Here is a 17,762-nt window from a genome sequence, read left to right on the forward strand (position 1 = left end):
TTTACAATTTAAATCAATGTTAGCTATGGCAGGCATGCGTCAAACAACGGTAATCGCTACCATCATTTTCCAGGGGCAGCCCCAAAACGGTGCTTGAACAATGCCAATGGGAAAAACCGACGGGCTCAATCAACCATGAGAAAGACCACAACCGGGCGCATGACCAAAGTCGTGCTGCTGATCAGTTTCATCATTCTAGTCGGTCGCCTGCTGTATGCTGCCATTGCCGCTATTCCCCATCATCAGGAAAAAAGATCGCTGCCTGAACCGCAGACCCAGGAAGCCCGCGTGGATAATCGGTGATTATCTTGCCCTACCAAGCGACCCTCACCCTGAGTCACTGGCACGCCAAAGCTGCTGACCCTGCACCATCAGAGTGATAAAAATCACGCCAACTGCCGCTATGCTCTATCTTTTAAAGATAGTCTAAAAGGAACCCGGTGTGCCAAGTCAGCGTTAAGGAATTCCATGTCCGCCGCAACACATAACGTCAAAAAAGTCGCTGAGTATCGTCAGCGCATTCTAAGCCTACTGTTAAATAATACCCCTTTGGTTGACGGCATTCTTGGCCGCTCAGGGGATGAAAAACAACTCAGCGAAGGCGAACTGCTTAATCATACCGCCGAAATCACCCACTTGCTGCAAGATATGCACGCCGCTGACCTCGCGGACCTGCTAGAAGCATTGCCACAAGATGAACGCCTGGCGCTGTGGCGGCTGGTAGATAACAACAAGCGCGGCCAAACCCTGGTAGAAGTTGCCGAACCCGTCTGGGATAGCCTGATCGAAGAGATGAGCGATAAAGACCTGCTCAAGGCGATCAAAACCCTGGATGTCGATGAACAGGCCTATCTGGCGCAATACCTGCCACGTAACCTGATGGGCCGCCTGCTGACCTCACTGGAGCCAGAGCAGCGTGAGCAGGTGCGCGAGATGGTGCATTACGGCAAGGATACCGTCGGCTGGATGATGGATTTCGAGCTGGTCTCGGTACGCCCGGATGTCTCCTTGGGGGCCGTACACCGCTTCCTGCGTCAACGCAAAACCATCCCGGACGCCACCGATAAGCTGTTCGTCACCGATCGCAAAAACACCCTGTTAGGCGAACTGCCGCTGACCGCGATCCTGCTTAACGATCCACAAACCCCGGTGTTTAAGGTGATGGACAGCGATCCCACCACCTTCCAGCCGGAAGATAAAGCCGAAGCTGCGGCCAGCGCGTTCGAACGTTATGACCTGATCAGCGCGCCGGTGATCGATGCCAAAGGCAAACTGATGGGGCGGTTAACCATCGAAGAAATCGTTGACGTGGTTAACGAAGAAAGCGACACCACTCTGCGTCGTATGGGGGGGTTAAGCCCGGAAGAAGACGTGTTTGCCCCAGTCAGCAAGGCGGTGAAAACCCGTTGGGCCTGGCTGGCAATCAACCTCTGTACCGCCTTTATCGCCTCCAGGGTTATTGGCCTGTTTGAACACACCATTTCACAATTGGTAGCGCTGGCCGCCTTGATGCCCATCGTCGCCGGTATCGGCGGCAATACCGGCAACCAGACCATTACCATGATCGTGCGCGCGCTGGCGCTGCATCAGATCGAAGAGGGCAATATTTCGCGCCTGTTGTTCAGAGAGCTGGGCGTAGCCATCATCAACGGGATCGTCTGGGGTGGCATCATGGGGCTGGTTACCTATCTGCTGTATGGCGACCTGGCAATGGGGGGCGTGATGACGCTGGCCATGATGCTCAACCTGCTGGTCGCCGCGCTGATGGGGGTGATCATACCGATGACCATGCTCAAACTGGGCCGCGATCCTGCCGTGGGCTCCAGCGTACTTATCACCGCCCTGACCGATACCGGCGGCTTCTTTATCTTTCTGGGGCTGGCGACCGTGTTCCTGCTTTAGTCAGTGTCGCCGATAGCTAGCGCGGGTTTCCCTTGCGGAGGAAGTGCCGAATCGCAACGGTGTGTCTTGATAGAGGTTGGGTATATACTTGGATAGGTCTTCCTCGTCCGCTGTACTTCCCTATGGCGGCAGGGTTTAGTGGTCGATAGCACAAAGTGAAGGTTACCGATGGATCTCAGCGCAGCGCAGCACCCACTCAAAGCTAAAGGTTCCTTGTTCACCCACTCGTTGCTGAGCGCACTGATTGTGTTTCTGCTGGCCTATCTGTGCCTGACGCTGTCAGCAGAATCCAGCCACTTTACCCCGCTGTGGTTCCCGACTGCCGCCGTTATTATGCTGATGTTCCACCAGCCACCGCGCAATTGGCCATTGCACTTGATCCTCAGCGGGATCGGCATGTGTATTGCCAGTTTCCTGCTGTTCGGCCTCAGTTGGTTCCCGGTCAAACTCACGCTGATTAACCTGCTGGAAGCCACCGTCTGTACCCTGCTGTTACGGCGAATACTGCAGCCGAACGATCCGTTAAACGACTTGGCAAGCTGGTTGAAATTTGTTTTCTGCGCCGTGATCTTCATGCCTATGTTCAGCGCACTACTGGCGGCCACAGTAGCACCGGAGCCAGGAGAAACCTTTTGGCAGCCCTTCAGCACCTGGTTTATTTCCGAAGCGATTGGCGTACTGGCTCTGGCGCCGATCGGGCTGGTTTATCGCCGCTCAATGTTAAGAACGCTAAACCTGTTTGAACTGCTGCTGGTATCGCTGGGGACACTGGTCTTCAGCTATCTGGCACTGCTCAACCTTCCCTTCCCGTTTACCTTTATCATCCTGCCGTTGCTGTGGGCAGCGATCAGCCTGCCGCGGTTCGAAGCCTTTATCATCTGTTTTACTACGACCCTGATGATTACGGTGATGATCTCGCTCGGGCTGTTGCATTTTCAGGATAGGGGGACGTTTTTAAGCGATGTGACAATCTACCTGCCACTGATGTTGATCCTGATCCCGGCACACTCCATGGCGATGGTGATGCATGCTTTCCGGGTGGAAAAAGAGCATATCGTGGAAAGCGAAGCGCGTTTCCGTAATGCGTTGGAGTATTCGGCCATCGGCATGGCGCTGGTATCACCAGAAGGTAAATGGTTACAGGTTAATCAGGCGCTGTGCAAGCTGCTGCGCTATCCCCCAGAAACCCTGCGCCACCTGACGTTTCAAGAAATCACCCATCCCGATGATTTAAATGCCGATCTGACACAGTTACAAGACCTGCTTGATGGGCACATCAGCAGCTACACCATGGAAAAACGCTATATCCGTAGCGACGGTGAGAGCGTCTGGACACTGCTGGCGGTATCCCTGGTGCGCGATCCGCAGGGCCAACCGCTGTACTTTATTTCTCAAGTTGAAGATATCAACGAACTAAAGCGTACCGAAGCGGAGAACCGCAGCCTGGTGGAGCGCATAACGCTAGCCAATCAGGCTGGCGGGATCGGCGTGTGGGAATGGATGCTGGCTGGGGATAAACTCACCTGGGATAAACGGATGTTCGAGCTGTACGAACTGACGCCGGATCAACCACCCACCCTGGCACTGTGGAAGTCATTGCTGCTGGAGGAGGAGCGTGAGCGCATCGGGCGGCAAATGGCAACGCTTACCGACCAGCACCGGCCGTTTGTGATGGAGTTCCGCATCAAGACCCGGTTGGGGGGAATACGCCATATTCGCGCCCAGGGTAATACCATTTTCGATGAGCATGGTGAGCCAAAGCGGATGATCGGTACCAATATCGACATGACGGAAATCAAATCGCTGGCCGAAGCGCTGCACGAAGAGAAGGAACGTTTGCACATTACGCTCGACGCCATTGGCGAAGGGGTGATCTCCACCGACCGCGAAATGCGCATCACCTTTATGAACCCGGTAGCGGAACAAATGTGCGGTTGGCCGCTGGAGATGGCGCTCGGTATGCCGATCAACGGCGTGGTGCGGATGACCAACGGCAAGGATGGCCCAGAGATAGAAAATCCGGTGAAAAACTGTCTGCAAGAGGGGCCCCCTCTGCCAGCAGAATACGCGCTGGTACTGCACAGCCGCGACGGCCGCCGTTTCGATGTACAGGAATCGGTATCTCCGCTGAAAACCATCGAGGGCGGAGTGATGGGGGCAGTGATGGTGTTGCAGGATGTCAGCGCCTCGCGGGAACTGATGAAAAAGCTCAGCTACAACGCCTCACACGATGCGCTGACCAACCTGCAAAACCGTACCAGCTTCGAAAAGCGGCTGAAGGGCGCGATTGCCAGCGCGGCCGAAAACCAGCAACAGCACTCGCTGGTGTTCCTCGATCTCGACAGGTTCAAAGCGGTTAACGATAGCGCCGGACACGCGGCAGGCGATGCCTTGCTCAGGGAGATTGGCCAGTTGATGCAACGCCAACTGCGTAACAGCGACTGCCTGGCACGGCTCGGTGGCGACGAATTTGGCCTGATCCTGTTCGACTGTTCGTTGGAACAGGCCAAGTTGCTGATGCAACAGATGATCGAGCAGATCGGCGAACACCCATTCTGCTGGGCAGGAAAGATTTATCATGTCGGTGCCAGCGCGGGTATTACACCAATCGGGGCCAGCAGCGGTAAGAGCAGCGAGCTATTGGCACAGGCCGATATCGCCTGTTATACCGCCAAGCACCAAGGCCGCGGCCAGGTTTATATCTATGAAGCCCGGCAAAAACAGCAGATGGAGCGGCAGCATGAGCTGCTAACGCGCCAGGAAGTGCTGAATATTATCGATAATCAGCAATTGCTGTTACGCGTCAGGGCAGCCTCGCCGCCTAAAACGCCGCAGGCGGCCTGCTTCTATCAGTTAAAGCTGCACGTTCGCCCCCCCGATGACCGCCTGCTGGCCTCCGAGTCCTTCTTGGCAGCTGCCCAGCTCTACGGTTTGCTGCCAGATGTCGATCGCTGGTTGGTAAGCCAGGTACTGGAAAGACACGCCGAAGCTCTACGCCGCAAGGGGCTGGCCATTGCGCTGCCATTGGCCACCGACAGCGTACTAGATAGTGATTTTCAAAATTATTTGCTGGAATCACTGGCGGCTTCCGTGCTGCCGGCCAGCGCGCTGTATCTCATGGTGGACGAGACTATCGTGCTCGATCACCCAGAGGATGGCGGTGCCTTTATGCGCCGTTTGCAGCAGATGGGCTGCAAGCTGATCGTCAATGGTTTTGGCCGCAACCTGAACACCTTCGATCAGTTAAACGGCCAGACTATCGATTACATCCGCATTGACGAACGTTTTATCACCGACGTCCACTGCAATCAAATGGATGAGCTGATGGTTTCAATGATCCATGGTGCAGCACATCGTGTAAATGCCCAAACCCTGGCTGGACCAGCACATCAACAGGTTACGCTAAGTGCGCTGATTGCCATCGGGGTCGATCTGGTAGACGGTGACACCATTGCACTGGAGCTACCGCTGAGCGATTTACTCAGCGGCGGCTACTTCGGTATTCACTGAAGGTGTCCAACGATCGTTATGCCACAGATGCAAGGTGGCGTAGGACCGCCAAGGCCGCCAGCGTTCGGCATAGCGCTCAATCTGGCGCGGCGTCATGCCGGGGAAACGCTGTTTGATCAGATAGTCCCCCGCCAGAAAAACGTCCGGCCATGACCAGGCCCGCATAGCAATATAGCTGGCGGTCCAACTGCCTATCCCCGGCAGTGCGGTTAACTCTTTGATACCCTGTTCGATATCCAGCACGTTATCCAGTTGCAAACGCCCTTCTGTCACCCTGCGCGCAATTTCAATCAGCGCCGCCGCACGCTTCAGTTGTACGCCCAATGGGCGCAGCTCTTCCGGTTGCAGTTGGGCAATCCGCGCCGCCTGCGGAAAAATATGAGTGATATCGCCATACGGTTGCTCCAGCGCCGTTCCCCAGCGTTCGGCCATCCGTCCGGCAAAGGTAGCCGCCATCTTGACGCTGACCAACTGACCCAATACTGCACGCGTAGCCTGCTCAAAGCTGCTGACGCAGCCTGGCAAACGTAAACCGGGCGCATCCGCCGCTAGCGCGCCTAACGCCTCGCAAATGCGGTCCGGCGCGGCATCCAGATCAAACAGTTGGCGAATGCGCCGTAGGACTTCGGTCGTCACTCGGCTAAGTGACGGAGCAATTTCCACCCGCACCCGGTTTCGCGCCTCTTCCGGCTGGACGCTCACCCAACCGCAATATTCGACGCCCCCCTGATCCACCGCAATCGAACGGCAGTATTGTTGACCGATAACGCTTTCCACGCCGCTGACCGCACGCGTCTGTAAGAACCCCAGCATACGCGGCCAATCGTAAGGTGGCCGATACCCCAGATGAAACACCAGCCCGCTGGTGGCGGCACGCTCACTACGGCCAGCAGTGCTGCGCAATACCGAAGGGATCAGGCGATAACGGGCTTTAAACAGCTCATTGAAACGCCGCAGGCTGCCAAATCCTGCGGCAAACGCCACCTCGCTCAAGGGTAAATCGGTATCCGCCAGCAGCCGTTTGGCCTGCAACAGACGGTGCGACTGGGCGTAATCAATGGGGGAAGCGCCGAACTGCTCGGCAAAAATGCGCCGCAGATGGCGATCGGAAATCCCCAGTCGGGTAGCCAGTTGTTCACAGCTGTGCTCTGAAAGATAGCCCTGCTCGATCAATTGAACCGCAACCTGAGCATAGCGATTGCCCAGATCGATCAGCGCCAGCCCTGGAGCCAATTCAGGGCGGCATTTCAGGCAGGGGCGAAAACCGGCCAGTTCGGCGGCGGCAGCGCTGGGGTAAAACGTACAATTTTCGATTTTCGGCGTCCGGGCGCTACATACCGGCCTGCAATAGATACCGGTGGAGGAGACACCGACAAAAAATCGTCCGTCAAACTTACGGTCACGCGCACTCAGCGCGCTGTACAGCGCCTGTTGTTGATTCTTCATGGCATCGCTCGGAGTCAGTTTTTTGTTCATTATGGCGTTCGGACCTGTGGCTGACGTGCGGGAATCGGACATTAACCTGTTTGATATCGCTGCCATCAAGTTAACCATGCCGCCGCGATTGCCGCTAAATTTTTCGCCAGTTAGCCGCCCACTCGTTGCTCGGCAGACCAGTCTCGGGTAAAGTCGCCCCCCTTCATCGGCATGGGGAACGAAAAATGTTTATTGGCTTCGATTATGGCACTGCCAACTGTTCTGTCGCCGTTATGCGCGATCAGGGCCCTGAATTACTGACGTTGGAAAACAACGAACCGTATCTCCCTTCGATGTTGTGCGCACCGACGCGTGAGGCGGTGAGTGAGTGCCTGCATCGCCACTGGCAGGTGCCAACCGGCAGCGAGGAAAACCAGCAGTTGCTGCGCCGCGCCATCACCTTCAACCGCGAAGAAGATATTCCGGTCAACGGCGACAGCGTGCTGTTCGGCCTGCAGGCGCTGGCGCACTACATCGAAGATCCGGAAGAAGTGTATTTTGTCCGCTCGCCGAAATCCTTCCTCGGGGCTAATGGCCTTAAGCCACAGCAGATTGCGCTATTTGAAGATCTGGTGTGCGCCATGATGTTCCACATCAAGCGCCAGGCGGAAGGCGTGTTACAAACCAGCATCGATCAGGCCGTCATTGGCCGCCCGATCAACTTCCAGGGCACCGGCGGTGAAGAGGCTAACCAGCAGGCGCAGGGGATTTTGCATCGTGCCGCACAACGGGCCGGTTTCAAAGAGATCGAGTTCCAGTTCGAACCGGTTGCCGCCGGGCTGGACTTTGAAGCGACGCTAAGCGAAGAGAAAACCGTGCTGGTGGTCGATATCGGCGGCGGAACCACCGACTGCTCGGTGCTGCTGATGGGGCCACAATGGCGCGATCGTGCCGAACGCCAACAGAGCCTGTTGGGGCACAGCGGTTGCCGCGTGGGCGGTAACGATCTGGATATCATGCTGGCGTTCAAACAGTTGATGCCGCTGTTCGGTATGGGCGGTGAAACCGAGAAAGGGATCGCCATGCCTGCATTGCCTTACTGGAACGCGGTAGCGACCAACGATGTCCCGGCCCAAATCGATTTCTACAGAACGGCCAATGGCCGTATGCTGCGCGATCTGATCCGCGACGCTGCCGAACCCGAGAAGGTGAAACGTCTGTTGAAAGTACATCAGCAGCGCCTGAGCTATCGGCTGGTACGTGCGGCGGAAGAGAGTAAAATTGCGCTATCTGGTCAGGCAAGCATCAGCGCCCAACTGGATTTTGTGCAGCCGGAGCTGGCAGAGATGATCAGCCAGGAGCAGTTGGCCGATGCCATTGCCCAACCTCTGCTACGTATCCAGGAACAGGTTAGCGCAGCCTTGGCCACCAGCCAAAGTAAGCCGCAGGTCATTTACCTGACCGGTGGTAGCGCACGCTCACCGCTGCTGAGAACTGCACTGCAACAGCAGTTGCCAGGGATCCCGATCGTCGGTGGCAACGATTTTGGCTCGGTCACCGCCGGGTTGGCACGCTGGGCGCAGACGCTGTTTCGTTGATTAACGCAGGGGCGGCTAACGCCCCTGCCAATGGAGCATTATGGCTATCATCGCTGGTGAAACAACCAGATTGCTGCTGCGCGGTTGGCAAGATAGCGATCTGCCCGCCTTTGCCGCGCTCAACAGCGACCCTGAGGTGATGAAATACTTCCCGACAACGCTAAGCCACGCTGAAAGCGACGCTCAGGCCAATCGCATCCGCCAATTTATGCAACAGCACGGCTGGGGATTGTGGGCCGTCGAGGTGAAGCATCAAGCCGCCTTTATCGGCTTTGTCGGGCTAGCCATTCCTGGCGACGATTTGCCCTGCTCGCCCTGCGTGGAAATTGGCTGGCGGCTGGCGAAGGAGCATTGGGGCCAAGGCTATGCCAGCGAAGCGGCTCGTTGCGCGCTGGATATCGCTTTCAATAGGCTGCAACTGTCAGAAGTCGTATCCTTTACTGCTGAAATTAATCTCCCTTCCCGCCGAGTGATGGAGCGCATCGGGATGACCTTCAGCGGTGAAACCTTCGAGCATCCCCGTTTACCTCTGGGCCATCCACTACGCAAGCATGTGTTGTATCGTAAGCTGTCGCCAAACACGTGATGGTGATGATAACGCATTGAATAATATTTGATGTCAGGTGTCTTACCAGGCACTTGCCTCATCCAACGTCTTGATATCCTGGGCGGCCAATTGCAGCCGTGTGGCACTCACCAACTCATCCAACTGCGTTAACGAGGTGGCGCTAACGATTGGTGCGGTGATGCTTGGCCGTGCAATCAACCAGGCCAACGAGATCTGTGCGGGCGTGGTCTGGTGTTTCTCTGCCAGCAGATCGAGGGCCGCCAGAATGCGGAAACCGCGCGGATTCAGATAACGCGACACAATGGTATCCCCACGCTGACTCTTACCCACATCCTGTGCGCTACGATATTTGCCAGTGAGGAAACCACTGGCCAGTGAGAAGAAGTTGATCACCCCCAACCCCTGTTGCTGCGCCACCGCTTCCAGCGCCTGCTCATAACCTTCACGGGCATACAGATTGTATTCCGGTTGCAGGGTTTCATAGCGCGCCAGTCCGTTTTCCTTGCTGACTTTCAGCGCTTCCACCAGCCGGTCTGCCTGATAGTTGGAAGCGCCAATGGCTCGCACCTTCCCGGCCTTGATCAGTTCATCAAACGCCGCCAGCGTTTCCGCCAGCGGGGTGTCCTGATCGTCATCATGGGACTGATAAAGATCGATATAATCGGTTTGCAGGCGGCGCAACGAATCCTCTACGGCCTGACGAATATAGCGTGGTGACAAGCCTTGCTTGCCCTCACCCATCGGTTTTCCCACCTTGGTAGCGATGATCACCTGGTCGCGTTTGCCGCTTTTCTTCAGCCAGTTACCAATCACCGTTTCTGATTCACCGCCTTGATTGCCCGGCGCCCAGCTCGAATAGACGTCGGCGGTATCGATAAAATTCAGCTGATTGGCTACCAGAGCATCCAGCAGGCTGAAAGACGTGGCTTCGTCTGCCGTCCAGCCAAAGACGTTGCCGCCAAAGGTCAGTTGCGGGACCTGAATGCCTGAACGGCCCAACGGTTTCTTGCTCATGATGTGGCTCCTGAGGGAAAAGAAAAAATTCGCCCTAAATTATTAGCGCGAAAACGGCTGGAACGCTAAAACGAATCGGTTATATGTCAGAAAATGTCTAGCTAAGCGTTGTTTGGGTTAAATATACATTCTCCGCCGATAAACCTGACGCTTCCTCCATATTTCCTTCATTTTTACACCGTGGCGGCTCGCTAAACTAGTATCCTGTAAGGAGTATCACTTTTGGCAACTGATTGCCCGCACGACTGTCTCTGGAGAGAATGCCCAACGCCATGAATACAAAACCCAAACGCCGCTCATTGCTCCTGCGCCTGCTAGCCATAGTTATCGTGGTGCTTGCCGCCATTCTGATCTGGCGTCACTTTAGCGCGCCACAGGTTACCGATGCAGCGCCGGGTGCGCAGCAGGCAGGTTCAGGCCAAGCAGGAGCCGCAGGCAGAGCCGGTGGTAGACGAGGGGTTCCTATGTCTCCAGTACAGGCCGCCACCGCCACAGTGCAGAGCGTGCCACGTTTCCTTTCGGGATTGGGCACCGCTACCGCGGCCAACACCGTGACCGTCACCAGCCGCGTCGATGGCCAACTGATGGCGATCCACTTTACCGAAGGCCAACAGGTCAAGGCGGGAGACCTGCTGGTTGAGATCGACCCACGCCCTTACGAAGTGCAATTAACTCAGGCTCTGGGGCAGTTAGCCAAAGATCAGGCGACGTTGGCCAATGCCAAACGCGACCTCGCCCGTTACCAACAGTTGGCAAAAACCAATCTGGTATCGCGCCAAGAGCTGGATACTCAGGAGTCATTAGTTCGCCAGACCGAAGGGGCTATCAAGGCCGATCAAGGGGCGGTGGACAGCGCCAAACTGCAAATAACCTACAGTAAGATCACCGCACCGATTGATGGCCGCGTGGGCCTTAAGCTGGTTGACGTGGGCAATTACATCGCCAGCGGCAGCACTACCGGCATCGTGGTGATCACCCAAACACATCCGATCGATGTGGTTTTCACCCTGCCGGAGAGCAATATCGCCGATCTGGTGAAAGCGCAGAAAGCTGGCCCCGTGAGCGTAGAGGCTTGGGACCGCACCAACCAACAACTGTTAACCACCGGTGAGTTATTGAGCCTGGATAACCAGATCGATACCGCGACGGGCACCATCAAACTGAAGGCTCGCTTCGACAATCAGGACGACGCGCTGTTCCCGAATCAGTTCGTTAACGCCCGGCTGAAGGTTGCCACCCTGCAAAATGCGGTGGTGATCCCTACCGCCGCGCTGCAAATGGGTAACGAAGGCAACTTCGTCTGGCTGCTGAGCGCAGACAATAAGGTCAGCAAACATCGGGTTACCGCCGGTATTCAGGATAGCCAGCAGGTGGTCATTAGCGCCGGTGTCAATGCGGGCGACCGCGTCGTCACCGACGGGATCGACCGCCTGACCGAAGGCATGCAGGTTGAAGTGGTGGCGCCTCATCAAGCGGCGGCCACCACGACTACAGAGCAACCGAAACACCGCGCTAAACCTCAGGGGAATTCCTGATGCAGTCGATGTCCCCCCATAGCGGCGGTGGGCCTTCCCGCCTGTTTATTCTTCGCCCGGTAGCCACCACGCTGTTTATGCTGGCTATCATGCTGGCCGGGATCATTGGCTATCGTTCACTGCCAGTTTCTGCCCTGCCAGAAGTGGATTACCCAACCATCCAGATCGTCACGCTCTACCCTGGCGCCAGCCCGGATGTGGTTACCTCGGCAATCACCGCGCCGTTGGAGCGGCAGTTCGGCCAGATGTCCGGCCTTAAGCAGATGGCCTCGCAGAGTTCCGGTGGAGCCTCGGTGATCACCCTGCAATTCCAGCTTGAACTGCCGCTGGACGTTGCCGAGCAGGAAGTGCAGGCGGCCATCAATGCCGCCACCAACCTGCTGCCCAACGATCTGCCCTACCCGCCGATTTACAGCAAGGTTAACCCGGCCGACCCACCGATCCTGACGCTGGCCGTGACCTCAACCGCCATGCCGATGACCCAGGTAGAAGACATGGTGGAAACTCGGGTGGCGCAAAAGATTTCGCAGGTTACCGGGGTCGGTCTGGTCACCATTTCCGGCGGCCAGCGTCCGGCCGTACGGGTGAAGCTCAATGCCACGGCGGTGGCCGCCTATGGGCTGGATAGCGAAACCATTCGCACCGCCATCAGTAACGCCAACGTCAATTCGGCCAAAGGTAGCCTGGATGGCCCGACGCGTTCGGTTACGCTCTCTGCCAACGATCAGATGAAAACCGCTGAGGATTACCGTCAGCTGATTATCGCCTATCAGAACGGCGCAGCCATTCGCCTGCAAGATATCGCCACCATTGAGCAAGGCGCGGAGAACAACCGCCTGGCAGCATGGGCCAATAAAGAGCAGGCCATCGTGCTGAATATTCAGCGCCAGCCAGGCGCCAACGTGATCACCACCGCCGACAGTATTCGCGAGATGCTGCCAGAGCTGATCAAGAGCCTGCCAAAGTCGGTAGATGTGAAGGTGCTGACCGATCGCACCACCACCATCCGGGCCTCGGTCAGCGACGTACAGTTTGAGCTGCTGCTGGCGATCGCCCTGGTCATCATGGTGATCTACGTCTTCCTGCGTAACGTACCCGCCACCATTATTCCGAGCGTGGCGGTGCCGCTTTCCCTGGTGGGCACCTTTGCCGTCATGTATTTCCTCGACTTCTCCATCAACAACCTGACGCTGATGGCGCTGACCATCGCCACCGGCTTTGTGGTGGATGACGCCATCGTGGTGATCGAGAATATCTCGCGCTATATCGAAAAAGGTGAAAAACCGCTCGATGCGGCGCTGAAAGGGGCTGGAGAGATCGGCTTTACCATTATCTCGCTGACCTTCTCGCTGGTGGCGGTGCTGATCCCGCTGCTGTTTATGGGCGATATCGTTGGCCGTCTGTTCCGTGAGTTTGCGGTGACGCTGGCAGTGGCGATCCTGATTTCCGCGTTGGTGTCGCTGACGCTGACGCCGATGATGTGCGCCAGGATGCTTAGCCACGAATCGCTGCGTAAGCAAAACCGTTTCTCCCGCGCCTCCGAGCGTTTCTTTGACCGGGTGATCGCCCAATACGGCGTGTGGCTGAAAGTGGTGTTGAACCATCAGTGGCTGACGTTAGGCGTCGTCTTCGGCACCATGGCGCTGACCGTGTTGCTGTATCTGCTGATGCCGAAAGGCTTCTTCCCAGTGCAGGATAACGGCATCATTCAGGGTACGCTGGAAGCCCCACAGAGCGTTTCATTCAGCAATATGGCCGAGCGCCAGCAGCAGGTGGCAGCCGAAATCCTCAAGGATCCGGCGGTAGAAAGCCTGACGTCCTTTGTCGGTGTGGATGGTAGCAACGCCACGCTCAACAGCGGCCGTTTGCAGATCAACCTTAAACCGCTGAGCGAACGTAGCGATCGCATTCCGGCGATCATTACCCGCCTGCAGCAAAAAACAGCGCAGTTCCCCGGCTTGAAGCTGTATCTGCAACCGGTGCAGGATCTGACCATCGACACCCAGGTGAGCCGCACGCAGTACCAGTTCACCCTCCAGGCGATGTCACTGGATGAACTCAGTTTGTGGGTGCCGAAGTTGATGGCCGAATTGCAGCAGGCGCCGCAACTGGCCGAAGTGACCAGCAACTGGCAGGATCAGGGGCTGGTAGCCTATGTGAATGTCGACCGAGACTCGGCCTCGCGCCTTGGCATCACCATGAGCGATGTCGATAGCGCACTGTATAACGCCTTCGGTCAGCGCCTGATCTCCACCATTTACACCCAGGCCAACCAATATCGGGTGGTGCTGGAACATGATGTCTCCACCACGCCAGGGCTTTCCGCGTTAAACGATATCCGTTTGACCAGCAGCAACGGCACCATCGTGCCATTAAGCACCATCGCCAAAATAGAAGAACGCTTTGGCCCGCTGTCGATCAACCATCTCGATCAGTTCCCGTCGGCCACCGTGTCGTTTAACGTGGCCGGTAATTACTCGCTCGGGGAAGCGGTAGAGGCGATCACTCAGGCTGAGAAAGACCTCAATATGCCCAAAGACATTACCACCCAGTTCCAGGGGGCCACGCTGGCATTCCAGGCTGCCCTTGGCAGCACACTGTGGCTGATCCTGGCGGCGGTGGTCGCGATGTATATCGTGCTGGGCGTGCTGTATGAGAGCTTTATCCACCCGGTGACCATTCTTTCGACCCTGCCCACCGCCGGTGTCGGGGCCCTGCTGGCGCTGATGCTCTCCGGCCATGAGCTGGATGTGATCGCCATTATCGGCATCATCTTGCTGATCGGCATTGTGAAAAAGAACGCCATCATGATGATCGACTTTGCGCTGGCCGCCGAGCGTGAGCAAGGGATGACGCCGTACGATGCCATCTATCAAGCCTGTCTGCTGCGTTTTCGTCCGATCCTGATGACCACGCTGGCGGCGCTGCTGGGGGCATTACCACTGATGCTGAGTACCGGCGTCGGAGCCGAACTGCGCCGCCCGCTGGGTGTCTGTATGGTCGGTGGCCTGGTGATGAGCCAGATCCTGACGCTGTTCACCACGCCGGTGATTTACCTGCTGTTTGATAAATTGGCGCGCAATACCCACCGCCAGCCAGAACCGCAGGAGCTGTCGTGAAATTCTTTGCCCTGTTTATCTACCGGCCGGTTGCCACAACGCTGTTGACGCTGGCGATCACCATCGCCGGGGTGATTGGCTTTCGGCTGCTGCCGGTTTCGCCGCTGCCGCAGGTGGATTTCCCCGTCATTCTGGTCAGCGCTTCGTTGCCTGGCGCCGATCCGGAAACCATGGCCTCCTCGGTGGCTACACCGCTGGAACGGGCCCTGGGTCGGATCGCCGGGGTGAATGAAATGACCTCGACAAGTTCACTTGGCAGCACCAGGGTGATCCTGCAGTTCGATCTCGATCGCGATATCAACGGGGCTGCGCGTGACGTACAGGCAGCGATTAACGCCGCCCAAAGTCTGTTGCCTACCGGGATGCCAAGCCGCCCCACCTATCGCAAGATCAACCCATCCGACGCGCCAATCATGATCCTGACGCTGACTTCGGATACCTACAACCAAGGGCAGCTGTATGACTTCGCTTCCACGCAGCTGGCGCAAAAAATTGCCCAGACGGAAGGCGTAGGGGATGTCTCGGTCGGCGGCAGTTCTCTACCTGCGGTACGCGTGGAGCTTAATCCCGGCGCCTTATTCAACCAGGGGATTTCACTGGATGCGGTAAGGCAAACCATCGCCAACGCTAACGTGCGCCGCCCGCAAGGAGCGGTGGATGACCCACAGCAGCGCTGGCAGATCCAGGCCAACGACGAATTGAAAACCGCGGCGGCCTACCAGCCGTTGGTTATTCACTATAACAACGGCGCGGCGGTACGCCTGAGCGACGTGGCCAACGTCATCGATTCGGTCCAGGACGTACGCAACGCCGGGATGACCAACGCCAAACCAGCCATCATTCTGACCATCAGCCGTGCTCCCGGTGCCAATATCATTCAAACCGTGGATCGTATCCGCGCCGAGTTGCCCGCGTTGCGGGAGAACATCCCCGCCTCGATCGAACTGAGTATTGCCCAGGATCGCTCGCCGACGATCCGTGCCTCGCTGGCCGAGGTGGAGCAATCTTTGGTAATAGCCATCGGGCTGGTGATCCTGGTGGTCTTCATCTTCCTGCGCTCTGGCCGCGCAACGCTGATCCCGGCAGTGGCCGTACCGGTTTCCCTGATCGGTTCCTTCGCCGCCATGTATCTGTGCGGCTTCAGCCTGAACAACCTGTCGCTGATGGCGCTGACCATCGCCACCGGCTTTGTGGTAGATGACGCCATCGTGGTGCTGGAAAACATTTCGCGCCACGTCGAGGCCGGGATGAAACCGATCAAAGCCGCCCTGCAAGGGGTGCGAGAGGTCGGCTTCACAGTGCTTTCCATGAGCGTATCGCTGGTGGCGGTGTTTATCCCCTTGCTGTTTATGGCCGGCTTGCCAGGCAGGCTGTTCCGTGAATTTGCCGTGACGCTTTCGGTGTCGATCGGGCTTTCATTGCTGATTTCACTGACGCTGACGCCAATGATGTGCGCCTATCTGCTGCGCTACCAGCCACCGCGCGAACAGCGGCGTATTCGGGGTTTTGGCCGCATGTTGCTGGGTTTGCAGCAGGGCTATGGCCGCTCGCTCAACTGGGTATTGGGCCATTCCCGCTGGGTAATGGCTGTGTTCCTGGCCACTATTGCCCTCAACGTCTGGCTGTACATCAGTATTCCAAAAACCTTCTTCCCCGAGCAGGATACCGGCCGCCTGATGGGCTTTATCCAGGCCGACCAGAGCATTTCATTTCAGGCAATGCGCAGCAAACTGCAAGACTTTATGAAGATCGTGCGGGAAGACAAGGACGTGGATAACGTCACCGGTTTTACCGGCGGTTCGCGCACCAACAGCGGATCGATGTTTATCTCCCTCAAACCGCTCTCGGAACGTACCGATGATGCCCAGAAGGTGATCGCTCGCCTGCGTGCCAAACTGGCGAAAGAACCGGGGGCTAGCCTGTTCTTGATGGCGGTACAGGATATCCGCGTCGGTGGGCGGCAGGCCAACGCCAGCTATCAATACACGCTGTTGGCCGACGATCTTGGCGCACTGCGCGAATGGGAGCCGAAGATCCGCACCGCGCTGGCAGCGTTGCCGGAGCTGGCGGACGTCAACTCCGATCAGCAAGACAAAGGCTCTGAAATGGATCTGACCTACGATCGCGAGACCATGTCGCGACTGGGCATTTCGGTCAACGACGCCAACAACCTGCTCAACAACGCTTTCGGACAGCGCCAGATTTCCACCATCTATCAGCCGCTCAACCAATACAAAGTGGTGATGGAGGTGGCTCCGCCCTATACGCAGGACGTGAGCTCGCTGGACAAAATGTTTGTGATCAACAGCAGCGGCCAGCCGATCCCGCTGTCTTACTTTGCCCAATGGCGGCCAGCTAACGCACCGCTGGCGGTGAACCATCAGGGGCTGTCGGCAGCCTCCACCATCTCATTCAACCTGCCGGACGGTGGCAGCCTGTCCGAGGCGACGGCAGCCATCGAACGGACCATGACGCAATTGGGAGTTCCCTCCACCGTGCGAGGTTCGTTTGCCGGTACCGCACAGGTGTTCCAGGAAACGTTGAAATCACAGCTGTTCCTGATCGCTGCGGCCATCGCCACGGTGTATATCGTGCTGGGTATACTGTATGAGAGCTATATCCACCCGCTGACCATCCTGTCTACTCTGCCTTCTGCCGGGGTCGGGGCACTCTTGGCACTGGAGCTGTTTGACGCACCGTTTAGCCTGATTGCGCTAATCGGTATTATGCTGTTGATTGGTATAGTTAAAAAGAATGCCATCATGATGGTCGACTTTGCCCTGGATGCGCAACGCAACGGCGGGATCAGCGCCCGTGAGGCGATCTTCCAGGCCTGCTTACTGCGTTTTCGCCCCATCATGATGACGACGTTGGCGGCCCTGTTTGGCGCCTTGCCGCTGGTTCTGACCAGCGGCGACGGGGCAGAGCTGCGACAGCCGCTGGGGATTACCATCGCGGGTGGGCTGCTGATGAGCCAATTGTTGACGCTGTATACCACGCCGGTGATCTATCTGTACTTTGACCGCTTACAGATGAAGTTCCGTCGCGGTAAAAAACTGACGCCGCTGCCTCACTGATCGGCAGCAACGCGGGAGATAAA

At 57.1% G+C, this 17,762-nt stretch carries 10 protein-coding genes; 8 read left to right on the forward strand and 2 right to left on the reverse strand.

The genetic code is table 11. The features are described from left to right. Positions 1-135 precede the first annotated feature (135 nt). The 3 genes from A6U95_RS25740 to A6U95_RS25750 all read left to right on the forward strand — a co-directional run bounded on the left by A6U95_RS25740 (position 136) and on the right by A6U95_RS25750 (position 5,412). Complete coding sequence (locus A6U95_RS25740) at positions 136-303, forward strand: YfgG family protein (protein WP_065686557.1); 168 nt, start codon at positions 136-138, stop codon at positions 301-303. Positions 304-468: 165 nt separating this feature from the next. After that, on the forward strand, positions 469-1,902 hold the full coding sequence (gene mgtE, locus A6U95_RS25745; RefSeq protein ID WP_021178779.1) for a magnesium transporter: 1,434 nt from the start codon (positions 469-471) through the stop codon (positions 1,900-1,902). Between the two features lie 168 nt (positions 1,903-2,070). Further along, positions 2,071-5,412 carry a diguanylate cyclase gene (locus A6U95_RS25750; RefSeq protein WP_065686558.1) on the forward strand — a complete coding sequence of 1,114 codons (3,342 nt, stop codon included), beginning with the start codon at positions 2,071-2,073 and terminating at the stop codon, positions 5,410-5,412. On the opposite strand, the gene alkA is transcribed toward A6U95_RS25750, so the two are convergent. Next, positions 5,380-6,888 carry a DNA-3-methyladenine glycosylase 2 gene (gene alkA / locus A6U95_RS25755; protein ID WP_065686559.1) on the reverse strand — a complete coding sequence of 503 codons (1,509 nt, stop codon included), beginning with the start codon at positions 6,886-6,888 and terminating at the stop codon, positions 5,380-5,382. The two genes, A6U95_RS25750 and alkA, sit on opposite strands and share 33 nt — an antisense overlap. A gap of 185 nt (positions 6,889-7,073) precedes the next feature. On the opposite strand from alkA, the gene yegD reads away from it, so the two are divergent. After that, positions 7,074-8,426: a molecular chaperone gene (yegD, locus tag A6U95_RS25760; protein WP_065686560.1), complete on the forward strand. Its 1,353-nt coding sequence runs from the start codon at positions 7,074-7,076 to the stop codon at positions 8,424-8,426. Between the two features lie 37 nt (positions 8,427-8,463). Continuing rightward, entirely contained in the window at positions 8,464-9,012 is a 549-nt protein-coding gene (locus A6U95_RS25765) for a GNAT family N-acetyltransferase (RefSeq protein WP_139102465.1), read from the forward strand. A gap of 42 nt (positions 9,013-9,054) precedes the next feature. On the opposite strand, the gene A6U95_RS25770 is transcribed toward A6U95_RS25765, so the two are convergent. After that, positions 9,055-10,008, reverse strand: a complete 954-nt coding sequence (locus A6U95_RS25770; protein ID WP_065686562.1) for an aldo/keto reductase — start codon at positions 10,006-10,008, stop codon at positions 9,055-9,057. Positions 10,009-10,280: 272 nt separating this feature from the next. On the opposite strand from A6U95_RS25770, the gene A6U95_RS25775 reads away from it, so the two are divergent. The 3 genes from A6U95_RS25775 to mdtC are packed head-to-tail and all read left to right on the forward strand — an operon-like array spanning position 10,281 to position 17,739. Beyond that, positions 10,281-11,543, forward strand: a complete 1,263-nt coding sequence (locus A6U95_RS25775; RefSeq protein ID WP_065686697.1) for an MdtA/MuxA family multidrug efflux RND transporter periplasmic adaptor subunit — start codon at positions 10,281-10,283, stop codon at positions 11,541-11,543. Continuing rightward, positions 11,543-14,662, forward strand: coding sequence for an MdtB/MuxB family multidrug efflux RND transporter permease subunit (locus A6U95_RS25780; protein ID WP_065686563.1), 3,120 nt, complete (start codon positions 11,543-11,545; stop codon positions 14,660-14,662). The genes A6U95_RS25775 and A6U95_RS25780 overlap by 1 nt, the downstream gene beginning before the upstream one ends. After that, positions 14,659-17,739, forward strand: coding sequence for a multidrug efflux RND transporter permease subunit MdtC (mdtC, locus tag A6U95_RS25785; RefSeq protein WP_065686564.1), 3,081 nt, complete (start codon positions 14,659-14,661; stop codon positions 17,737-17,739). The genes A6U95_RS25780 and mdtC overlap by 4 nt, the downstream gene beginning before the upstream one ends. Positions 17,740-17,762 lie beyond the last annotated feature (23 nt).

Source organism: Serratia sp. 14-2641 (assembly GCF_001692375.1).
In the GTDB taxonomy this organism is placed as follows: domain Bacteria; phylum Pseudomonadota; class Gammaproteobacteria; order Enterobacterales; family Enterobacteriaceae; genus Chania; species Chania fonticola_C.

Coding starts and splice junctions, on each gene's coding strand:
- A6U95_RS25740 (WP_065686557.1), top strand. CDS start 136: ATGAGAAAGACCACAACCGGGCGCATGACCAAAGTCGTGCTGCTGATC.
- mgtE (WP_021178779.1), top strand. CDS start 469: ATGTCCGCCGCAACACATAACGTCAAAAAAGTCGCTGAGTATCGTCAG.
- A6U95_RS25750 (WP_065686558.1), top strand. CDS start 2,071: ATGGATCTCAGCGCAGCGCAGCACCCACTCAAAGCTAAAGGTTCCTTG.
- alkA (WP_065686559.1), bottom strand. CDS start 6,888: ATGAACAAAAAACTGACTCCGAGCGATGCCATGAAGAATCAACAACAG.
- yegD (WP_065686560.1), top strand. CDS start 7,074: ATGTTTATTGGCTTCGATTATGGCACTGCCAACTGTTCTGTCGCCGTT.
- A6U95_RS25770 (WP_065686562.1), bottom strand. CDS start 10,008: ATGAGCAAGAAACCGTTGGGCCGTTCAGGCATTCAGGTCCCGCAACTG.
- A6U95_RS25775 (WP_065686697.1), top strand. CDS start 10,281: ATGAATACAAAACCCAAACGCCGCTCATTGCTCCTGCGCCTGCTAGCC.
- A6U95_RS25780 (WP_065686563.1), top strand. CDS start 11,543: ATGCAGTCGATGTCCCCCCATAGCGGCGGTGGGCCTTCCCGCCTGTTT.